This is a genomic window from Pseudomonas sp. TH41 (genome assembly GCF_016650695.1).
In the GTDB taxonomy this organism is placed as follows: domain Bacteria; phylum Pseudomonadota; class Gammaproteobacteria; order Pseudomonadales; family Pseudomonadaceae; genus Aquipseudomonas.
In genome coordinates, this window is the sequence record NZ_JAEKFH010000001.1 from 118,110 (window position 1) to 136,080 (window position 17,971).

Genomic DNA, 17,971 nt, shown 5'->3' on the forward strand with positions numbered 1-17,971 from the left:
GCCACGACTGTCGTGAAAACGACCTGTTTACGCTGAACGCGAAGCTCGATGATTTTTCTGTTGAACGAGTGTTCAGCTTCGACTATGTTCGTTCCACCTCCCCGGCTGGTTGCGCGGGCTTGCGTTTCTTCTATTCGAACGAGGCACTGGCATGCGGTTTTCACCCTTTGTTGAGCGGATTTCAGGCGACGGTGTTGCCGCCTGGGATATTCACAATGCGGCATTTGAAGCCCAGCGCCGTGGCGAGGATGTGATCATCCTCAGCATCGGTGACCCGGATTTCCCCACCCCCGATTTCATCACCGACGCCGCGATCCACGCCCTGCGTGAGGGCGACACCCACTACACCGAAATTGCCGGGCGCGACGCTTTGCGTGAAGCCATCGCCGCTCGCTACAGCCCGTTGCTTGACCGTGAGGTGCAAGCGTCCAGCGTCATCATGACGGCGGGGGCGCAGAACGCCTTGTTTGCCGCCTCGATGTGCCTGCTCACGGCCGGCGATGAAGTGATTGCCCTGGACCCGATGTACGTGACCTACGAGGCAACGCTCAAGGCCTCCGGCGCGACGCTGGTGCGCGTGCCCTGCGCGGCGGATTCAAATTTCCGGCTCGATGCCGCGGTGTTGGCCAAGGCCATTACCCCGCGCACCCGGGCCATTTTCCTGTCCAATCCGAACAACCCCACCGGCGTGGTGCTCAACAGCGAGGAACTGCAAGCCATCGCCGAACTCGCCATCGCCCATGACCTGTGGGTCGTGGTGGACGAGGTGTATGAGAGCCTGTGTTTCGAGCGCGAACACCTGAGCCTGGCGGCCTTGCCGGGTATGGCCGAGCGCTGCGTGGTGATCGGCAGTCTGTCGAAATCCCACGCCATGACCGGCTGGCGCATCGGCTGGATCGTCGCCGATGAAACCCTGGTCGCGCATGTCGAAACCCTGGTGCTGAGCATGCTTTACGGCTTGCCGGGGTTTGTCATGGAAGCTGCGCTGAAAGCAGTAGAAGCCCATGAGGACGTGACCCACGGCATGCGCGACATCTATCGCCGCCGTCGTGATCTGGTGGTCGCGGGGTTGTCTGACTGCCCGGGGATTTCAGTGCTCAAACCCGACGCCGGCATGTTCGTGCTGGTGGACGTCCGTGGCACCGGACTGACCTCTCTGGAATTCGCCTGGCGTCTATTGCGCGAGGCGCGCGTCTCGGTCCTCGATGCGGCCGCTTTTGGTGAGCCGGCCCAAGGTTTTGTGCGGCTGTCGTTCACCCTGGGGGAAGAACGGCTGGCCCAGGCTTGCCAACGTATTCGCGACTTTGTCCTGGTGTTGAAAGGCGAAGCGCCGAGGCCAGTGATCAGCCGGGTCACCTGCGAAGCGACCATTGAACCGGTCGCGGGCAAGACCATGATTGAAGTCGATCGCCTGCACAAACGCTTCGGCAATATCGAAGTGCTCAAAGGCGTTTCCCTGACGGCCCGCGAAGGCGATGTAATCTCGCTGATCGGCGCCAGCGGCTCGGGCAAAAGTACCTTGCTGCGCTGCATCAACATGCTCGAAGTGCCGGACCAGGGGCGCATTCTGGTGGACGGCGAAAGCATCCACCTCAATCAAACCCGCCCCGGCCTGCCGCTGGTGTCCGACGCCAAGCAACTGGTACGGATCCGTTCGAGCCTGGGCATGGTGTTTCAGAACTTCAACCTCTGGCCCCATCGCACGGTGCTGGAAAACCTGATCGAAGCGCCGACCCAGGTTCTGCGTGAAAGCCGTGCGGAGGCCACTGAACGGGCCGAAGCCTTGCTCGAACGTGTGGGGCTTGCCGCCAAGCGCAACGAGTACCCGGCGTTTCTCTCCGGGGGACAGCAACAACGGGTGGCCATCGCCCGGGCCCTGGCCATGCGGCCCAAGGTCATGCTGTTCGATGAACCCACCTCGGCACTCGACCCGGAACTGGTCGGCGAAGTGCTGCGGGTGATCCGCTCTCTCGCGGAAGAAGGCCGGACCATGATCCTGGTGACTCATGAAATGGCTTTCGCACGCGATGTCTCTTCCAAAGTCGCCTATTTGCATCAAGGGCTGATCGAGGAAACCGGCTCGCCGGACGAAGTGTTCGTACACCCACGCAGCGAACGTTGCCGACAATTCGTCAACGCTCATCAGACTCGCTAATACACAATAAAAAGACGGGGAAAAATCATGGGAAATCGACGTTTGGCAAACTGGATGACAGGCGTGGCCTGCGTAATGCTGGCCGGCATGAGTGCGGCACAGGCCCAGCCGATCAGATTCGCGGTGGCGGCCGAACCCTATCCGCCGTACACCGAGAAGCAGGCTAACGGTGAGTGGAAAGGTTTTGAAGTGGACCTGATTCACAAGCTGTGCAGCGACATGAAAGCCGAGTGCGAGATCAAGGAAGTGGCGTGGGACGGGATCATCCCGTCGCTGCTGGCGAAGAAGATCGACGTGATTTTTTCCTCCATGTCGGTGACCGAAGAGCGCGAAAAACAGATCGCGTTCAGCAAGGCTTATTACGACTCGGTGGTCGCGGTTGTCGGGCCGAAGGGGACTTCGGTGAAAAAGTACCCGGATGACCTCAAGGGCAAGATCATCGGCGTGCAGAACTCGACGGTGAGCGCGAGCTACCTGAAGCAGTACTACGAAAAAATTGCTGACGTGAAGTATTACGACACGCAGGACTCGGCCAACGCCGACCTGATTGCCGGTCGCATTGACCTGATGATGGCGGACGGCACGGCCATGGCGTCGTTCGTCAAGACGCCCGATGCCAGCAACCTGGAATACCTCGGTGCGGTGCCTTATGACCCGATCTTCGGCAAGGGTGTGGGCGCCGGTCTGCGCAAGGATGACGCCGAGCTCAAGGCCAAGCTGGACAAGGCGATCACGACCTTGCTGGCGAGCAAAGACTATGACGCCCTTTCCCAAAGCTACTTTGGCACCAGTGTGAAACCGGCGTTCTGACCTGTAGGAGCGAGCTTGCTCGCGAACAAACGTCAACGCTAACGCGGGGTGCCTGATGAACCGTGGCGCACTGACGTTCTTCGCGAGCAAGCTCGCTCCTACAAGGGATCGCGGTAACCGGTTGGTTGCGCTAACGGGAGAGTGAAATGCCGGCAATGTTCGAGTTGATCAGTTTCAGCGAACAAGGATGGGGCAGTGCGCTGTTAAAAGGGCTCTGGATGACCCTGCAGATATCGGCCGGGGCCTTCGTGGTCGGGCTGTTCATTGGTCTGGTGGTGGCCTGCCTCAAGCTGGGCGCGCCTAAACCGATCGCGGCACTGATGCGCGGCTACACCACGTTGTTCCGTGCGGTTCCGGAGTTGTTGCTGATCCTGTTGCTGTACTACGTCGGTTCCATGCTTCTCAATTCGCTGATGGCCCAGATGGGTTACGGCGTACTGAATGTCAGCGGGCCGCTGGCGGCGATCCTGGTGCTGGGACTGGTGCAAGGCGCTTACGCTTCAGAGATTTTTCGGGCGGCGATCCAGGCGATTCCTTTCGGCCAGATCGAGGCGGCGAGAGCGTTCGGCCTGAGCGGGTTCGGTCTGTTCCGGCGCGTCACGCTGCCGATCATGGCGCCCTACGCAATGGCCGGTATGGCCAACTTGTGGATCAACCTGATCAAGGACAGTGCACTGATCAGCGTGGTCGGCACCAACGAGCTGTTGTACACCGCCAAGCAAGGCGCGGGTTCGACGCGTCACTACCTGTTGTTCTACCTCACGGCCGCGGCGTTGTATTACGCGGTGACGTTGGTGTCCAACTACCTGTCGGGACGGCTTGAGCGACGCATCCGTCGCTGGATGCCTTTGGCTGAGTGAATGAAATGATTCCAGCGTGGATAGTTGAATACGCGGCGCTGTTGAGCCGGGGGCTGCAAACGACCATCACCATCCTGTTGATCTCCATGGTGTTCGGTTTTGCACTCGCGGTGCTGGTAGCGCTGGCGCGGATCTCGAAGAATAAGGTGATCGCCAAGGCCAGCCTGTTCTACACCAGCGTCTTGCGCGGCACACCGTTGCTGATCCAGATCTACATTTTCTATTACGGGCTCGGCAGCCTGTTTGCACAGTTTCCGTTGATACGCGGCAGTTTTCTCTGGCCGTATCTGCGCGACGGTTACTGGTACATCGTGTTCGCCCTGGTGCTGTCGGTGGGCGCCTATGTCGGTGAAGTGATTCGTGGTGGCCTGCTGGCGGTGCCAAAAGGTGAAATGGAAGCAGCGTCGGCATTCGGCATGACTCCGCGCCAGTCGTTGTTGCGGGTGCGCTTGCCTCGGGCCATGCGCTTGCTGTTGCCGACCCTGGCCGGTGAGACGGTGATGTTGCTGAAGTCCACGGCGCTGGCCTCGACGATTGCGATCATCGACCTGCTGGGCGCCGCCAACGTTGTGCGGGCGCAAACCCTTCAGGTCTATGAGCCGTTGCTGCTGGTGGCCGGGGTTTATGTCTGCCTGACGTTCCTGATCGAGGCGCTGTTTGCCTTTGCCGAGCGGCGCGGGACGCCGATGCGCAGGGCGGTGTAATGAGTGCGCCACGAGTGGTCGACCGGTCGTTGCAGGGCATTGGCCTGTGCACATTGGGCTACGCGTTCCTGGCGTTGCAGGACGCGGCCATCAAGTTTCTGGTGGCCGATTATTCGGTGGTCAGCATCCTGTTCTGGCGGGGCCTTGTGGTGGTGCTCGCCTGTCTGCTGGTGGGGCGGTTGCGCCTGGTCCAGCGGGCCTGGCGCTCACCGAGCCGGCGCTTGCTGGTGGTGCGCGGCTTGCTGTCGATTGTGGCCTGGCTGCTGTACTACACCGCCGCAAGGGACCTGACCCTGGCGGAAATGACCACGCTGTATTTTTCGGCCCCGATCATGGTGACGGTGCTGGCGGCGGTGATTCTCAAGGAACGTGCCAGCGCCTGGCAGTGGTTTACGCTGGTCGTGGGTTTTGTCGGGGTGATCATTGCCTGTCGCCCGAGCAATATGGCCGATCCCTTGCCCATCGTACTGACGCTGCTGGCGGCGATGTGCTGGGCGTTCACCTACATCCAGTTGCGGCAGGTGGATGAGCAGACGTCCGTGCTGGAGCAGATGCTGATCACCAACGTCGTGTTTGTGGTGTGCATGGCGGTGGCGCTGCCCTGGACTCACACGCCGGCACCGACCCCGGCCTGGCTGGGGATGCTGGGGGCCGGACTGGTGGGAGGCATCGGCCAGTTCCTGCTGTTCGCCAGTTTTCAGCGGGCCACCGCGACCTTGCTGGCGCCGTTCGAGTACACCGGCCTGATCTGGGCGTTCCTGTTATCCAACCTGATCTGGGGCACGCTGATGGATGTGTCGCTGATGATCGGTGCCGGGTTGATCGCGGTCAGCGGCACCCTGGCGATGATCTTCGGTCGTCACCCATCACAGGATGTCGTCGGCGCTGAATGCTCCGTGACGCAACCCCTTTATCCAGCAGCGGCAGATATGGAGGCCGTTGGCGGGGCTGAAGGTTTCGGGGTTCAGGCACCACTCGATCCAGAGTCCGTCGAGCATCGCGGATAAACCAATGGCGGCCAGGCGGGTGTCGTGGATCACGAAACCTTCACTGGCCGCCAGGTCATCGAGCAGTTGGCGGAGCAGATCGAGGTAGGCGCGATAGCTTTTTTCGTGGGACTGGCTGACGTGTTCGGAGTGACGAATCAGACTCCAGAACACCACCCATGCGCCGAGCAATTTGGGGTCCATGACCCGAGGCGAAAACGAGCCGGTGAGGAGCGCGTCGATCTTTTCGGCCGGTGTGCCGGCCTGCTCGATTTCCTGTTGAAGGGCAACGGTCAGCTCGCTGGCGAGCTTCTGGTAGGTATCGGCGATCAACGCATCGATGCTGCCGAAATGATGGTTGAGCAGGCCGACGGACACCCCGGCTTCGGTGGCGATGCGCCGCACGGAAATACCGGCGTGCCCGTCGCGGACCAGACAGCGCAACGTGGCGGCCACCAGCATTTCGCGGCGTTCGTCCGGTTCAGCACGGCGGTTTTTAGGGGCGAGGGTTGTCACAAGGGCGTCCTTGGGTGCTGAGCCTGATGGGCGAGCTTAGTTGAACGGGCGTTCAATCACCAGTCTCGCAGCGGCGACACAGCGGTTTTTAACGGTCATCACGGGAGGACAAGCGTATGGCGCAGGATATTTCGTTTAACGTTCGCAACAACAACGGTGACGCGGTGCAAGTCGGTGCCTGGCGTTTCGAGGGCGATGGCAGCGCGCCGACCGTTCACTTGCAGGCGGGTGTGCATGCCGATGAAATCGCCGGAATGCTGGTCCTGCACCGGTTGATGCAGCGCCTTCAGGTCGCCGAGGACCAGGGCCGGCTCAAAGGCCATGTGACGGTGGTGCCCCAGGCCAATCCGCTGGGCATCGGGCAGTTTCGCCAGGGGCGAATTCTTGGCCGGTTTCACGACGCCACCGGGCATAACTTCAACCGCTTGTTCGACCAGTCGACCGCCATGGCCCACCCTTCGACCAATGTCCAGGAATGGCAAAAAAAACTGGTGCAACTGGCAGCCCCGGCGCAAGTGGTGCTCGATCTGCACACCGACGACGAGGCCCTGCCGTACCTCTACGTTCACCGCCGATTCTGGCCCCGTGGCCGCGAACTGGCGGCGGCGATGAAAATGGACGTGGCGATCATCTGGGACGATGGCGGTGATGGCTCCTTCGAGGAAACCATTATCGCGCCGTGGCTGCGAGACGGCGTCAGCGATCAGCACATGGCCGCAACGCTGGAGTTGCGCGGGCAGGGCGATGTCAGCGACCGCTTTGCCGAGCAGGACGCCGACGGGCTATACGTTTGGCTTTGCGCTTGCGGGGTGATCGATGAGGCACATTCGCCAGCTGACTGGCCCGTCGAGGCGATGGAAATGGGCCACATGGAAACTGTCCTCGCGCCGCAACCCGGCGTGCTGATCTTTGAAAAAGAGCTGGGCGATTTCGTCGAAGAAGGGCAGCGGTTTGCGCGAATTCTGCGCCGGCCGGGTGATCCGTCGTCCGAAGTGGTGCTGTACGCAGAACAAGCGGGGCGGATGGTGACGCGCTATCGGGACCGACTGGTGCCTCAGGGCATGGTGGTGGCGAAATTCACCGGCAGCCGCGTGTCACGCAACTGGAATGGCGGGTTACTGGACCCGAATTAGCTGACAATGCGCCCCTGTAGGAGCGAGCTTGCTCGCGATGGATGTGAACGTTAACGCGCGTTTTCTGAATAAACGCGCCGCTCGTGAACCCATCGCGAGCAAGCTCGCTCCTACAGGGGGGCGTTACCCAAACGAGCGCACAGTCTCGCTGGGTCTGTCTCAATAAACCTGAGGCACGATGATTTCCTGTGGTGTCGGATTGCGTGAATAATCTTCCTGGCGCACGCGCTCCGGCAGTTCAATCACCGCCTGTTCTACCTCTTCATAAGGCATTTGCCCGAGCAGGTGGTTGATGCAGTTGAGGCGGGCTTTTTTCTTGTCGTCCGCTTGCACCACCCACCACGGCGCTTCGCTGATGTGGGTGCGTTCCAGCATGATTTCCTTGGCCTTGGTGTAAGCCTCCCAGCGTCGACGGGACTCCAGGTCCATGGGGCTGAGCTTCCATTGTTTCAGCGGGTCATGAATGCGGCTGAGAAAGCGCAGGTGCTGTTCCTGGTCGGAAATCGAGAACCAGTATTTGATCAGCTGGATTCCCGAGCGTGCGAGCATCCGTTCGAACTCCGGCACGGTGCGAAAGAACTCTTCATATTGGTCGGCGTTGCAAAACCCCATGACTTGCTCAACACCGGCGCGGTTGTACCAGCTGCGGTCGAACAACACGATTTCGCCCGCGGCAGGCAGGTGCGAGACGTAGCGTTGGAAATACCATTGGGTGCGTTCGCGGTCATTGGGGGCGGGCAGGGCGGCGACCCGGCAAACCCGAGGGTTGAGGCGTTGGGTAATGCGTTTGATCACGCCACCTTTGCCCGCTGCATCACGCCCTTCGAACAAAATCACCACTTTGTGCCCGGTTTTCACCACCCAGTTTTGCAGCTTCACCAGCTCGCCTTGCAGGCGGAACAGTTCGCTGAAATAGCGGCGTCTTTGTTCTTTTTCGCTGTTGTCGCCGATGTGCTCATCGAACAGCGCGTTGAGGTCGTGATCGTCCTCCAGTAATTCCAGTTCCAGCTCTTCGTCACTGTGATCGAGCAGCTCGCGGTGAATGCGTTGCATCAGGGTGTCGTTGGTCAAAAGCATGGTTGGAACTCCCGACGAAGGTGGAAGTGCTCATGCTAAGCCAGTGGATATGACGGGCTGGTGACGCTGAGGAGTGCTGCAAAAAAATGGCGGGTGTCATCTGGGTGTCACCTATGGCATGGCAGGATCTTCGCAAACCGTCTCGAATGCCCGGCGCAATGCCGTACGTTGGCTGATCAATCTGCCAGGAATCCCCACCATGAAAGGCGACGCCTCCCTGTTTGCGGCTATTGATCTGGGCTCCAATGCGTTTCGCATGATGATCGGACAATCGGTCAGGCGAAATCAGCAGTGGGTGATCCAGGAAGTGAAAACCCTGCGTGAGCCGGTCCGTTTGGCGGAAGGATTTCAGGCTGGAACGCTGGATGAGTTGGCGCTGGACCGGGGATGGCAGGCGCTCGCGCGATTTGGCAAAAAATTGCGTGGCTTCGAGGCGGGTCGGGTGCGCGCCGTGGCAACCAGTGCCGTGCGTGAAGCCGACAATGCGCAACTGTTTTTGGGCAGTGCGGAGCGGCACCTGGGGTTTCGGATTGACGTCATATCGGGGCACGAAGAGGCCCGATTGGTGTATGCCGGGGTGGCCCACACGATACCGGCCGCCGAGAGCATGCGACTGGTGGTGGACATCGGCGGCGGCTCCACTGAACTGATTCTGGGTCGAGGCGCTCAGCCGCTGATCACCGAAAGCATTGCGATCGGCAGCGGCACGTTCGGGGCGCGTTACTTTCAGGGTGGATGCATCACCGCTCATGCGCTTCTGGAGGCCGAGCGGGTCGCCACGTTGCAGTTTGAAAAAGTCGCGCGTCGGTACCGCGAGCTGGGTTGGCAGCAGACCATCGGCTCTTCCGGCACTGCGCGGATGCTGGCCAAAGTGCTCAAGGCCAACGGACTAAACGATTTCGGCCAAAGCGGTATCACCTATAGCGGACTGTTGCGCCTGTCGTTGCGCCTGCTCGAAGTGGGGCATGTCAAACAACTCAAGTTGGCGGGCTTGCAAAGTCATCGGCTGAGTATTCTGCCCGGCGGCCTCGTGGTCATGCTGGCCGCGTTCAAGGTCTTCGGGATCTCGCACATGACGCCCTCCGAGCCCGGCTTAAGGTTTGGCGTTCTTCATGGGTTGATCCATAAGAGCTGCTAGGCTTAGGCGTCGATCTCAGCACCGAGTGAGCCCCTGTCATGGCTGTCCAAGTCCTGCGCGCCGACGCATCCCACCTCGAAAAAATCGCCAACCTGTTCGACGCCTATCGAGGCTTCTACGGCCAGCCATCGAACCTGGCGCAATCGCGCGACTTCATTGCCGAGCGCATCGCCCGGAATGAATCCGCCATCTTCTACGTCCAGGATTCCACTGGCGACGCGCTGGGTTTCGTTCAGTTGTACCCGACGTTTTCCTCCATCGATGCACACCGCACCTGGCTGCTGAGCGACCTGTTCACCGCCCCCTCTGCGCGCGGGCGAGGGGTCGGCACGCTGCTGATGAACGCCGCGCGAGACTTTGCGCTGTCGACCGGCGCCAAGGGCATGGTGCTGGAAACGGCCACGGATAACGTCGGGGCGCAACGCTTGTATGAGTCCTTGGGCTACGTGCGCGATCCGGGGTATTACACCTACTGCCTGGATTTGACTGGCTCACCCAGCACAGGTCTGAAAAACGTGCGCTCATAGCTGAGGATGCACTTTGTGTCCTGCGCGTACTTGAAGGCCGCAAGGCAGTCCGAGTCTTTCATCGAGTCTTGCCGATAGCGCTCGTAGTCTGCAAGGCTGGGAAAGGTGAACATCGCCATGGCGATATTGTTGGCGCCCTCGGACGGCAAGAAATAGCCGTGATGCTGACCACCGAATTTTTCAACCAGCGGAATCCACAACAACGCGTAGTGTTCAAACGCTTCGATCTGGTAGGGATCAAGCACGTATTTCAGGTGACAAGTGACCATGGTTGCCTCTCTTGGGTTTAGTGGGGAAATCATCAAGGGCGTGAACTAGACTTTGCCTCAGATTTATCTGGAGGTCTCTAGCCCATGAGCGCCTTTGAGGTTTACTGGTTCCCCATCATCGTCGCGGCCTTCAGCACGGGTTTCGGTGTCTGGCTGTCGCCATGGTGGGCCAAACGCCAGAGCACCCAGGCTTACCTGCGCCGCGATGATTTTCTCGGTGACTGGGAGTCCACGTGGCAGGACGCGGATGACCCCAACCAATGGGTCACCGAGAAAGTCAACGTGGATGTCGCCGATGGGCGTCTTCGGTTGTTGAATTCCAGGAATGTGGGCGGCTACCTCTGGCAGGGGAACTGCGACATTTATGACGAGCGTTATCTTTACGGCACGTGGAAGTCGATCAGAAAAGCCGCGCATTCGACGGGCGTATTCAGCTTCCTGACGCTGCCTCAAGGACAGGTTTTGGTCGGGCAGGCCTTGGGCCAGGACCGCACTGGCGTCGCTCGAACATCGGACTGGATCCTCGCCAGGGAAAAAAAGGGTCTCGAGGAAGGGAAACAGTGGCTGGTCGAGCACGCGACTTACTTTCACGGTGATGTTTGATCGATGCCGATAACCACCCGGAAGAGGACGATGAGCAACATGAAGAAGGAGACGACCGGCCCAATGGCAGCAGGAGAGGGCGCCTCTGCCTCTGAGCTGATAGAGGCCAGAATCAACGAGCTGAGCGATTGGCGAGGCGACACGCTGGCCCGGATCCGGGCGCTCATCCGCGAGGCTGATCCCTACGTGGTCGAAGAGTGGAAGTGGAGAGGCGTCCCCGTGTGGTCACACGCCGGCATCCTTTGCACCGGAGAAACCTACAAGAGCGTGGTGAAAATGACCTTTGCCAAGGGCGCCTCGCTGCAAGACCCTTGCGGACTGTTCAACGCCAGCCTCGAAGGCAACACCCGCCGTGCGATTGATGTGCATGAAGGCGAGAACATTGATGAAAAAGCGCTGAAAGCGCTCATTCGCTCCGCCGTGGCGCTCAACACCGCCGCTCGCTAATGACAATGCACCGGTGTATGACACGATCTGTAGCAGCTGGCGAAGCCTGCGTTCGGCGGCGAAGCCGTCGTGAAATCAGCCGACGCGGTGCATCAGAAACACCTCGCGCACAGGTTTTACGACGGCTGCGCCGCCGAACGCAGGCTTCGCCAGCTGCTACAGGTGCGAGGGATAGAATTTTTCCATTCTGCCACGTGTTCCGCTGAATGAAATCGGTCTAAAAATGCCCTTTCAACTCTTCGAACCGTTGCTATGCTTGAAGATGTAGGTGATGACGCAGACTGATGCGCAAGCGGATAGCGAGGAAACGTGGGGCGCGTTCCGAAGGGTACACGGTTAGAAAGATCTCCGCGCTGAGATCCAGCCCTTATGCCGTGTGAAGCAGAGCAGCATGTAACGGTTCAAAAAAACTGTTCTGTGGGAGGCCTGATAAACCTTGTAAGCCGGAGACCAGCACTGGCCACCTACTCGATTTTCGAAGCCCGCCTTGTGCGGGCTTTTTCGCGTCTGCAGGTTCACGTTTTTGTAGCCAGGACTTGGGCGAGTACCCGGTTTTTTGTTTAAAGCAACGGTAGAACGTCGACAGCGAGTTGAAGCCCGAGGCACGGGCAATCTCGTCAATGCGTGACGCGTGGCATTGCGCAGTCAAATGCACAAGGGCCTCCTCCAGGCGCAGCTGATTGAGGAAGCTGTAGAAGGTTTGCCCCCGGACCTGATTGAGAAAGAAAGAGATTTGGTTGCGCGAATACCCAGTCAATGCCGCTACCTGGGAAAGATCCAGCGTGGGGTCAAGATAAGGCTTCGACTGCTCGAAGTACTGCTGCAAGTCGTTGGACAGCGCCCCGACCTGACGAGCCGACAACCCTAAACGGCTGACGGCCTCACGGCTGTAGGGTGGGCGTGGTCCCGTTGGCATATGGCTGACCAACACCGCATGCTCATTGACGTTGACAATCAGCCCGTCCTTGACCGTAAGGGCTTCAATCGCCTGGAATGACACCAGGCCATCGCTGCCGTTGAGCGTCACTCGGTACTGTAAAAAAGCCGTATCGCCATCGACTCGCAAGCGGTCGGTGTAGGTTTGAAATTCCGCTGCGCCCAGCGGCATGCTTGCCCTAAGGTAGTCACGCAACTGCGCGTGTGCGAGGCGGCGGTTCTGGAAAAAATCGTGGTACTCGATCATCGGGTGATAGAGCGCCATCACGCCGTCCAGATCGCGTCGTTTCCATGCCTCGTGATACCGCACCGCAGCGTCGTGAGTGTGAACGCTAGAGGCATCCGCCAGGACAACGGGGGTGATGAGTAAGTCAGGCGTTTCCAAGGCAGGCTCCAGGGTGCAGATCAGGCAGCGCGATGCGCAGAGTATTCCAGAAGCGCCGTTTTTCCGCCCGTGTCCGCTGCGATGTTTGCCGCCGTGTCCTCTCTGTGAAAGTGCCCGCGATTGCTTTAGCGTCAGCCCATGAAATGATTGCGGAGCATACGTGCATGACACCCCACAACGCGTACCGGTCCCTGGCTGACGCTAGGCCCTATCCTTTTTGGCAGGAGACACGACCGCCGACGATCATCGCGCCGAGGCTTACGGGGGACGTGGTGTGTGATATCGCGATCGTCGGCGGTGGATTTGTCGGCCTGTGGACAGCATTACTGGCACGTCAGCGCTGGGCCGATGCCACGATTGTCGTGCTGGATGCCGGGCAGTGCGGCGGTGAAGCCAGCGGACGCAATGGCGGGTTCTGTGCGCCGAGTATCTCCCATGGCGTTTCCAATGCACTGAAACGCTGGCCTGAAGAAGCCGAGCAATTGGTACGACTGGGAAGGGAAAACCTGGTGGCGTTTGAGGAGGACCTCCAGCGCTTCGGCATGGACGTAGCCTTTGAACGTTCAGGGAAGTTGAACGTGGCGAGTCAGCCCTGGCAGGTCGAAGGGCTCAGGGCGATGCAGAAGAACTATGGACGCTTTGGTATCGACTGCGAGTTTCTGGACGCCTATGAGCTCAAGTCGCGGCTGGATTCACCTGCCTATATCGCCGGGGTATTCGAGCCCAACTATGCGTTGCTCAACCCGGTCAAAATGGTCTCGGAACTGCGACGCGTATGCCTGGAGCAAGGCGTGCAGCTGTTCGAGCATTCGCCAGTGACTGACTTGCAAGCAGAGGGCAGTCAGCAGCGATTACAGACCGGAATGGGCAGCGTAAAAGCCGGTAAAGTCGCCCTCGCCACCAACATTGCGCCACCGCTGCTGGGGGCATTGAAGTCGGCGGTCATTCCGATATATGACTACGCCCTGACCACTCAGCCTCTGGACGATGATCAGCTGTGGGCCATCGGCTGGGTAGGGCGTTACGGCATTGCGGACAGCGGCAACCAGTTTCATTACCTGCGTAAAACCGAGGACAACCGCATTCTCTGGGCGGGCTACGATGCCATTTACCACTACGGGAGCCGGCGCGACGAGGCGTTGACGCAACGTCCCGAAAGCTTCGTGATCCTGGCCCGGCAATTTCAATTGGCTTTTCCGGCATTGGCCGACGTCACGTTCAGTCATGCCTGGGGCGGCATCATTGATACCTCGGCGCGTACCACGATGTTCTGTGGAACAGCGTCCAGCGGTCGTGTCGCATACGCCCAAGGGTTCACCGGACAGGGTGTGTCAGCCAGCCGTTTTGCGGCACTGACTATGCTTGATTTACTCGACGGGACATCCACCGAGCGCACGAAGCTCGCGATGACCTCGACCCCACCTTTTGCGTTTCCCCCCGAACCCTTCCGTTACATGGGTGTGTCGATGGCGCAGCGCTCACTCGCCCGCGAAGACCTCACCGGACACCGTGACTGGCTGCTTAAAGGGCTGGACGCGCTGGGAATCGGTTTTGATTCTTGAGTGGGCGTGAACCGCATCGCGAGCAGGCTCACTCCCACAGTTGATCTTCAGTGGACACAGGATTTGTGGACGACCATATCAAGGTGGGAGCGAGCCTGCTCGCGATGGCAGTGTGTCAGGCGACATCGATGCTGGATGTGCTGGCCTCATCGCGAGCAGGCTCACTCCCACAGTTGATCTTCAGAGGACACAGGATCTGTGGACGACCGTATCAATGTGGGAGCGAGCTTGCTCGCGATCGCGGTACGTCAGACAACATCCCTCTCAAATGGGCAGCGCCAGAATCGCCCGCGCAGCAAGGTCGGTCCCGCGGGTAGCCTGCATGGTTTCGCTGAACGCTGTGAGACGCTGTTTCATCGACTGATCGGCCAGTAGCTGTTCGAGGGCGGCAGGGAGCGCGGCCAGCGGATCGGCGAACCGTGGCAAGTAGCGGCCAACGCCGACTTCCTCGGCGCGTGCGGCGTTATCGTGACCGTCCCAGCAGTACGGGATGATCAGCGAGGGCAAGCCGAAGTACAGCGCCTCGCAGAAACTGTTGTTGCCACCGTGGTGGATGAACAGATCACACTCCTTGAGCACCGCCGGCTGTGCAAACCAGCTGTCCAGGTACACGTTGTCCGGGACCGTGGTGTACATGTCTCGATAGGCGCCGACATTGACGAGGAAGCGATAGGGCAAGGTTTCGATGGTACCGATCAGGCGTTTCATCATGTCGGTGTCGGCGGCGCCGAGGCTGCCGAAACTGATGTAAATCAGTGGCGCTTCATTGTGTCGCGGAAAGTCCGGAACAATGTAAGGCGCCTCGCGCCGTACGCAACCGTCGAGGTAGACGTAACGTTGCGGATCGAGCGGCGACTGCCTTTCATACCGCACTGGGGTCGGTGACAGCAGCAAGTTGAGCCACGGCGAGTCGACGAGGAACTGGCCGGGCGGGCAGGGCGCGGTGCCGTTGTTGGCGAGAAACTGCAAAAAACGCTGATGGGCCGGTGCGACGGCCGTCTGGTAATGCTCGTCAAAGGATTTGCAGGCGGCCGCTTCATCCGCCCGGCACCCCGACAAATACGGCGGCACGGCGGCATCAGGCAGTTCGGTTTCGGCGCAGGAAACCACCCGCACCCAAGGGCAACCCGCATTGGCGATGGCGGGGAACATCACCACGTTGTCGAGGACGATGACGTCGGGTTTCAGGCGGCCGAGCAACTGTTGCAACGGTTTTTCCGCTTCGATCGCGGTGTCGATAATGGCTTCCCAGGCCGGCGCTACATAGCTGTCGATCTGTGCCAGCGGGGTTTGGTCGAAGTAGGGAATGCTGCGCTCGATAAAGCGCTCCCAGTAATGCTGGTGTTCTGCCGCCGACAACGGACTGGCCTGCGGGATCGGGTATTCGTCGAAGCCGTATTCGCTGAAGAGCCCTTGAAAATGCTCGTGGCAGATGAACACCGGCGTTGCCCCCAGCTCTCGCAGTGATTGGGCGATCCCAATGCAGTTCAAGGCCGCGCCGAAACTGGCTTCCGGAAACAGGGCGATCAGTTTGTGTGTGTGCATGGCGGCGGACTGTCCATGGCGGGGTCATCCCGCCGTACCTGAAGTTGACTTGATGCTGTCTTATTTTAAAAAATAAATCATCATGTTTTTTGGCGTGGTTCAGCGGCGTGCGAACAACTGACCCTGCGGAATGCCGCGGTTGGCGGTTTGCGGGCGCTGGGCGGCGCTCAGGCGCAGGTGCAGGCGCAGCAGGTCGGCGGCGATCTCCATTTGCCCGCGCTCGATGTGCGCAATGATGTGCAGGTGTTCGCGCAGTGCCTCTTGCAGGCGGTGCACGCTGACCGACGGCAAAAGGTTTGGCAGGCGCCGAAGGCCTTGGTGCTGGAGCAGGGCGTCCCCGATAAAGCGGTTGCCACAGCTCTGGGCGAGCAGTTCGTGGAAGCTGATGTCCAGCTCGCGAAACTGTTGGATATCGAAATTTTCCACCGGGCTGGAGAGCAGGCTTTGCATGGCGCTACGCAGCAATGCCAGGCGTTGCGGATCGGCGTTGAAGCTGGGGCTGAGCAACGCTTCCGGTTCCAGGATCAATCGAAACTTCAGGCTTTCTTCGAGGGCGGCGAGACTGTTCAGTGACGGCCGAAACAGCCAGGACTGGCCGGGGCCGCGCTCGATGGCCTGGCTTTCACTCAATTGCTGCAGGGCTTTTTGTGCCGCTGGCCGACCGATGTCATAGCGGCGCATCAGTTCGCTGATGCTGATGCTATCGGCAAGCCGCCCGGCCATGCGGTCACGCAGGACCGAGGTGGCCAGTTCTTCTTCCTCGGCTTGTGGCAGTGCGGTGTTGAACGCCTGGCCCGCGGGCGACGCGATCAATCGATAGCCCTTACCGGGTTCATGGCTCAACAGGTTTTCTTCCAGCAGCACTTTCAGTGCACCACGAATCAGTGTGCGCGAGACCTGGAACACCCGCGCAAGCGCCTGCTCTGCGACCGGATCGCCGGCCACCAGCCCGGTTTCCTGGGTGTGCTCCAGAATCCGCCGGGCGAGTTCCAGGTGGTTGGTGCGGGGCTTCTTCTCGGCTGCTGTGCTCAAGCGTCTTATCTCGGTGGGGTCGCTTCGGATTCAGGTGCTCATCTTATGCCATGCATCGTAGATCAGTCAGGCGCAAAAAAAGCGTTGACATCTCATCTCGTCGGTCCTAATTTCTAAAAAAAAACACACGCAACCGTTTCTCTTTTTACCGTACTGCCTTCGAACACAAAAAAATTAACAATCGTCGGGTGAGTATTATGAGAAAGCTGAAAGACCTTCTGTGTCTGGGATTGAGCGTTTCCCTGGCGATCGCTTCACAGGCCGCCAGTGCCCAAGACATGGTGATTTCCATCTGGGACGGCTACATGGCCCCGGATGCGCTGGACAAGTTCAAAGCAGCCAGCGGCGTTGATGTCGACAAGGCCCTGCACGCGACCAACGAAGAAATCATGGGCAAGCTCATGGCGTCCGGCGGTGAAGGTTACGACGTTGTGTTTGTCTCCTCACCCTTCGCCGAAGTCCTGCACAAACAGGGTCTGCTGGCCGACATCGATCCGGTCAAAGTACCCAATCTGAAAAATCTCTACCCTGAAGCCACCCGGCTGGAATACGACCCTGGCAACCATTTCTCGGTGCCTTACACCTGGGGCACAACGGGTATTTGCTACCGCACCGACAAGGTGGCACCGGTACCGCAAAGCTGGAACGAGCTCCTCAACCCAAGCGATGCCCTCAAGGGCAAAGTAACGATGCTCGCCACCGACCGCTGGATGCTCGGGGCCGGGTTCCTGGCCAAGGGCTGGTCGGTCAACGACAACGACCCCAGCCATATCGCCGCTGTTCGCGACCAACTGATCGCCACCAAAAAACGCATCCTTGCCTTCGATGACACCACCTTCTACTCCAAGCTCGCGTCCGGCGAATCGCTGATGGCGCATGCCTGGGACGGTTGGTGCAACTACGGCACCCAGGCCAACGCGGCCATCAAGTTTGTCGTGCCCAAAGAAGGCTCCGACCTCTGGGTAGACACCATGGTCGTGCTGAAAAGCTCGAAGCATCAGGACGAGGCGTTCAAGTTCGTCAACTTCATGCTCGCCAAGGAAAACCACGTCTGGGTGGCCGAAAACATCCTCTACAAAATCCCCAACCAGGCCGCAATGGCGGGTTTGTCCGCTGACCTGCTCAAGCAATACCCGAACTTGACGATCGCTCCGAGCGAGCTGTTGAAAATGGAGCAATTGCGCGATCTGGGCGGAACCACGCAAAAAGCCTACACCCGCGCCGTCACCGAAATCATGGCGGCACAGAACTAGTCCGCACCGATCCGAGGTGTGCCCGGCATGCCT

At 59.7% G+C, this 17,971-nt stretch carries 17 protein-coding genes and 1 pseudogene; 12 read left to right on the forward strand and 6 right to left on the reverse strand.

All coding sequences use genetic code 11. From position 1 onward, the window contains the following. Positions 1-151: 151 nt before the first annotated feature. From JFU37_RS31005 to JFU37_RS00565, 5 genes are all read left to right on the forward strand, one after another. A complete protein-coding gene (locus JFU37_RS31005) occupies positions 152-2,155 on the forward strand; it encodes an aminotransferase class I/II-fold pyridoxal phosphate-dependent enzyme (protein ID WP_201111830.1) in 2,004 nt (667 codons plus the stop codon). Positions 2,156-2,182: 27 nt separating this feature from the next. Further along, positions 2,183-2,965 carry a transporter substrate-binding domain-containing protein gene (locus JFU37_RS00550; RefSeq protein ID WP_201111832.1) on the forward strand — a complete coding sequence of 261 codons (783 nt, stop codon included), beginning with the start codon at positions 2,183-2,185 and terminating at the stop codon, positions 2,963-2,965. Between the two features lie 146 nt (positions 2,966-3,111). Further along, on the forward strand, positions 3,112-3,825 hold the full coding sequence (locus JFU37_RS00555; RefSeq protein WP_201111834.1) for an ABC transporter permease: 714 nt from the start codon (positions 3,112-3,114) through the stop codon (positions 3,823-3,825). Between the two features lie 5 nt (positions 3,826-3,830). Beyond that, on the forward strand, positions 3,831-4,529 hold the full coding sequence (locus tag JFU37_RS00560; protein WP_201112597.1) for an ABC transporter permease: 699 nt from the start codon (positions 3,831-3,833) through the stop codon (positions 4,527-4,529). Continuing rightward, positions 4,529-5,536 (forward strand): DMT family transporter, encoded by a 1,008-nt coding sequence (locus JFU37_RS00565; protein WP_201111835.1) that lies wholly within the window; start codon positions 4,529-4,531, stop codon positions 5,534-5,536. Before JFU37_RS00560 ends, JFU37_RS00565 begins: the two co-directional genes overlap by 1 nt. On the opposite strand, the pseudogene JFU37_RS30510 reads toward JFU37_RS00565, so the two are convergent. After that, positions 5,492-5,977: pseudogene (locus JFU37_RS30510) on the reverse strand (TetR/AcrR family transcriptional regulator); the annotation flags it as partial. The gene JFU37_RS00565 and the pseudogene JFU37_RS30510 overlap by 45 nt on opposite strands. A 170-nt stretch (positions 5,978-6,147) precedes the next feature. On the opposite strand from JFU37_RS30510, the gene JFU37_RS00570 reads away from it, so the two are divergent. Further along, a complete protein-coding gene (locus tag JFU37_RS00570; protein WP_201111836.1) occupies positions 6,148-7,164 on the forward strand; it encodes a succinylglutamate desuccinylase/aspartoacylase domain-containing protein in 1,017 nt (338 codons plus the stop codon). Between the two features lie 159 nt (positions 7,165-7,323). On the opposite strand, the gene ppk2 is transcribed toward JFU37_RS00570, so the two are convergent. Then, the gene (gene ppk2 / locus JFU37_RS00575; RefSeq protein WP_201112620.1) at positions 7,324-8,217 is read right to left on the reverse strand and encodes a polyphosphate kinase 2; all 894 of its coding nucleotides are present in this window, start codon (positions 8,215-8,217) and stop codon (positions 7,324-7,326) included. A 223-nt stretch (positions 8,218-8,440) separates the two neighbouring features. Between ppk2 and JFU37_RS00580 the strand changes: the two genes are divergently transcribed. Next, positions 8,441-9,379, forward strand: coding sequence for a Ppx/GppA family phosphatase (locus JFU37_RS00580; RefSeq protein ID WP_201111837.1), 939 nt, complete (start codon positions 8,441-8,443; stop codon positions 9,377-9,379). 38 nt (positions 9,380-9,417) lie between these two features. After that, positions 9,418-9,906 (forward strand): GNAT family N-acetyltransferase, encoded by a 489-nt coding sequence (locus tag JFU37_RS00585; RefSeq protein ID WP_201111838.1) that lies wholly within the window; start codon positions 9,418-9,420, stop codon positions 9,904-9,906. On the opposite strand, the gene JFU37_RS00590 is transcribed toward JFU37_RS00585, so the two are convergent. Next, positions 9,849-10,175, reverse strand: a complete 327-nt coding sequence (locus tag JFU37_RS00590; protein WP_201111839.1) for an NIPSNAP family protein — start codon at positions 10,173-10,175, stop codon at positions 9,849-9,851. The genes JFU37_RS00585 and JFU37_RS00590 overlap by 58 nt on opposite strands. 84 nt (positions 10,176-10,259) lie before the next feature. Here JFU37_RS00590 and JFU37_RS00595 point away from each other — a divergent pair, with 84 nt between their 5' ends. Both JFU37_RS00595 and JFU37_RS00600 read left to right on the forward strand, forming a co-directional pair. Next, positions 10,260-10,778: a hypothetical protein gene (locus JFU37_RS00595; protein ID WP_201111840.1), complete on the forward strand. Its 519-nt coding sequence runs from the start codon at positions 10,260-10,262 to the stop codon at positions 10,776-10,778. Positions 10,779-10,817: 39 nt separating this feature from the next. Next, entirely contained in the window at positions 10,818-11,225 is a 408-nt protein-coding gene (locus JFU37_RS00600; protein ID WP_201112622.1) for a DUF1801 domain-containing protein, read from the forward strand. 367 nt (positions 11,226-11,592) lie between these two features. On the opposite strand, the gene JFU37_RS00605 is transcribed toward JFU37_RS00600, so the two are convergent. Next, positions 11,593-12,546, reverse strand: a complete 954-nt coding sequence (locus JFU37_RS00605) for a nuclear transport factor 2 family protein (RefSeq protein ID WP_201111841.1) — start codon at positions 12,544-12,546, stop codon at positions 11,593-11,595. Positions 12,547-12,818: 272 nt separating this feature from the next. On the opposite strand from JFU37_RS00605, the gene JFU37_RS00610 reads away from it, so the two are divergent. Continuing rightward, complete coding sequence (locus JFU37_RS00610; protein WP_342214897.1) at positions 12,819-14,108, forward strand: NAD(P)/FAD-dependent oxidoreductase; 1,290 nt, start codon at positions 12,819-12,821, stop codon at positions 14,106-14,108. Between the two features lie 264 nt (positions 14,109-14,372). On the opposite strand, the gene JFU37_RS00615 is transcribed toward JFU37_RS00610, so the two are convergent. Together JFU37_RS00615 and JFU37_RS00620 are read right to left on the reverse strand one after the other, a co-directional pair. Continuing rightward, positions 14,373-15,653 carry a nucleotide disphospho-sugar-binding domain-containing protein gene (locus JFU37_RS00615; RefSeq protein ID WP_201111845.1) on the reverse strand — a complete coding sequence of 427 codons (1,281 nt, stop codon included), beginning with the start codon at positions 15,651-15,653 and terminating at the stop codon, positions 14,373-14,375. Between the two features lie 99 nt (positions 15,654-15,752). Next, positions 15,753-16,685, reverse strand: a complete 933-nt coding sequence (locus JFU37_RS00620) for a GntR family transcriptional regulator (protein WP_201111847.1) — start codon at positions 16,683-16,685, stop codon at positions 15,753-15,755. 197 nt (positions 16,686-16,882) lie between these two features. On the opposite strand from JFU37_RS00620, the gene JFU37_RS00625 reads away from it, so the two are divergent. Then, positions 16,883-17,938 (forward strand): polyamine ABC transporter substrate-binding protein, encoded by a 1,056-nt coding sequence (locus JFU37_RS00625; protein ID WP_201111849.1) that lies wholly within the window; start codon positions 16,883-16,885, stop codon positions 17,936-17,938. Positions 17,939-17,971 lie beyond the last annotated feature (33 nt).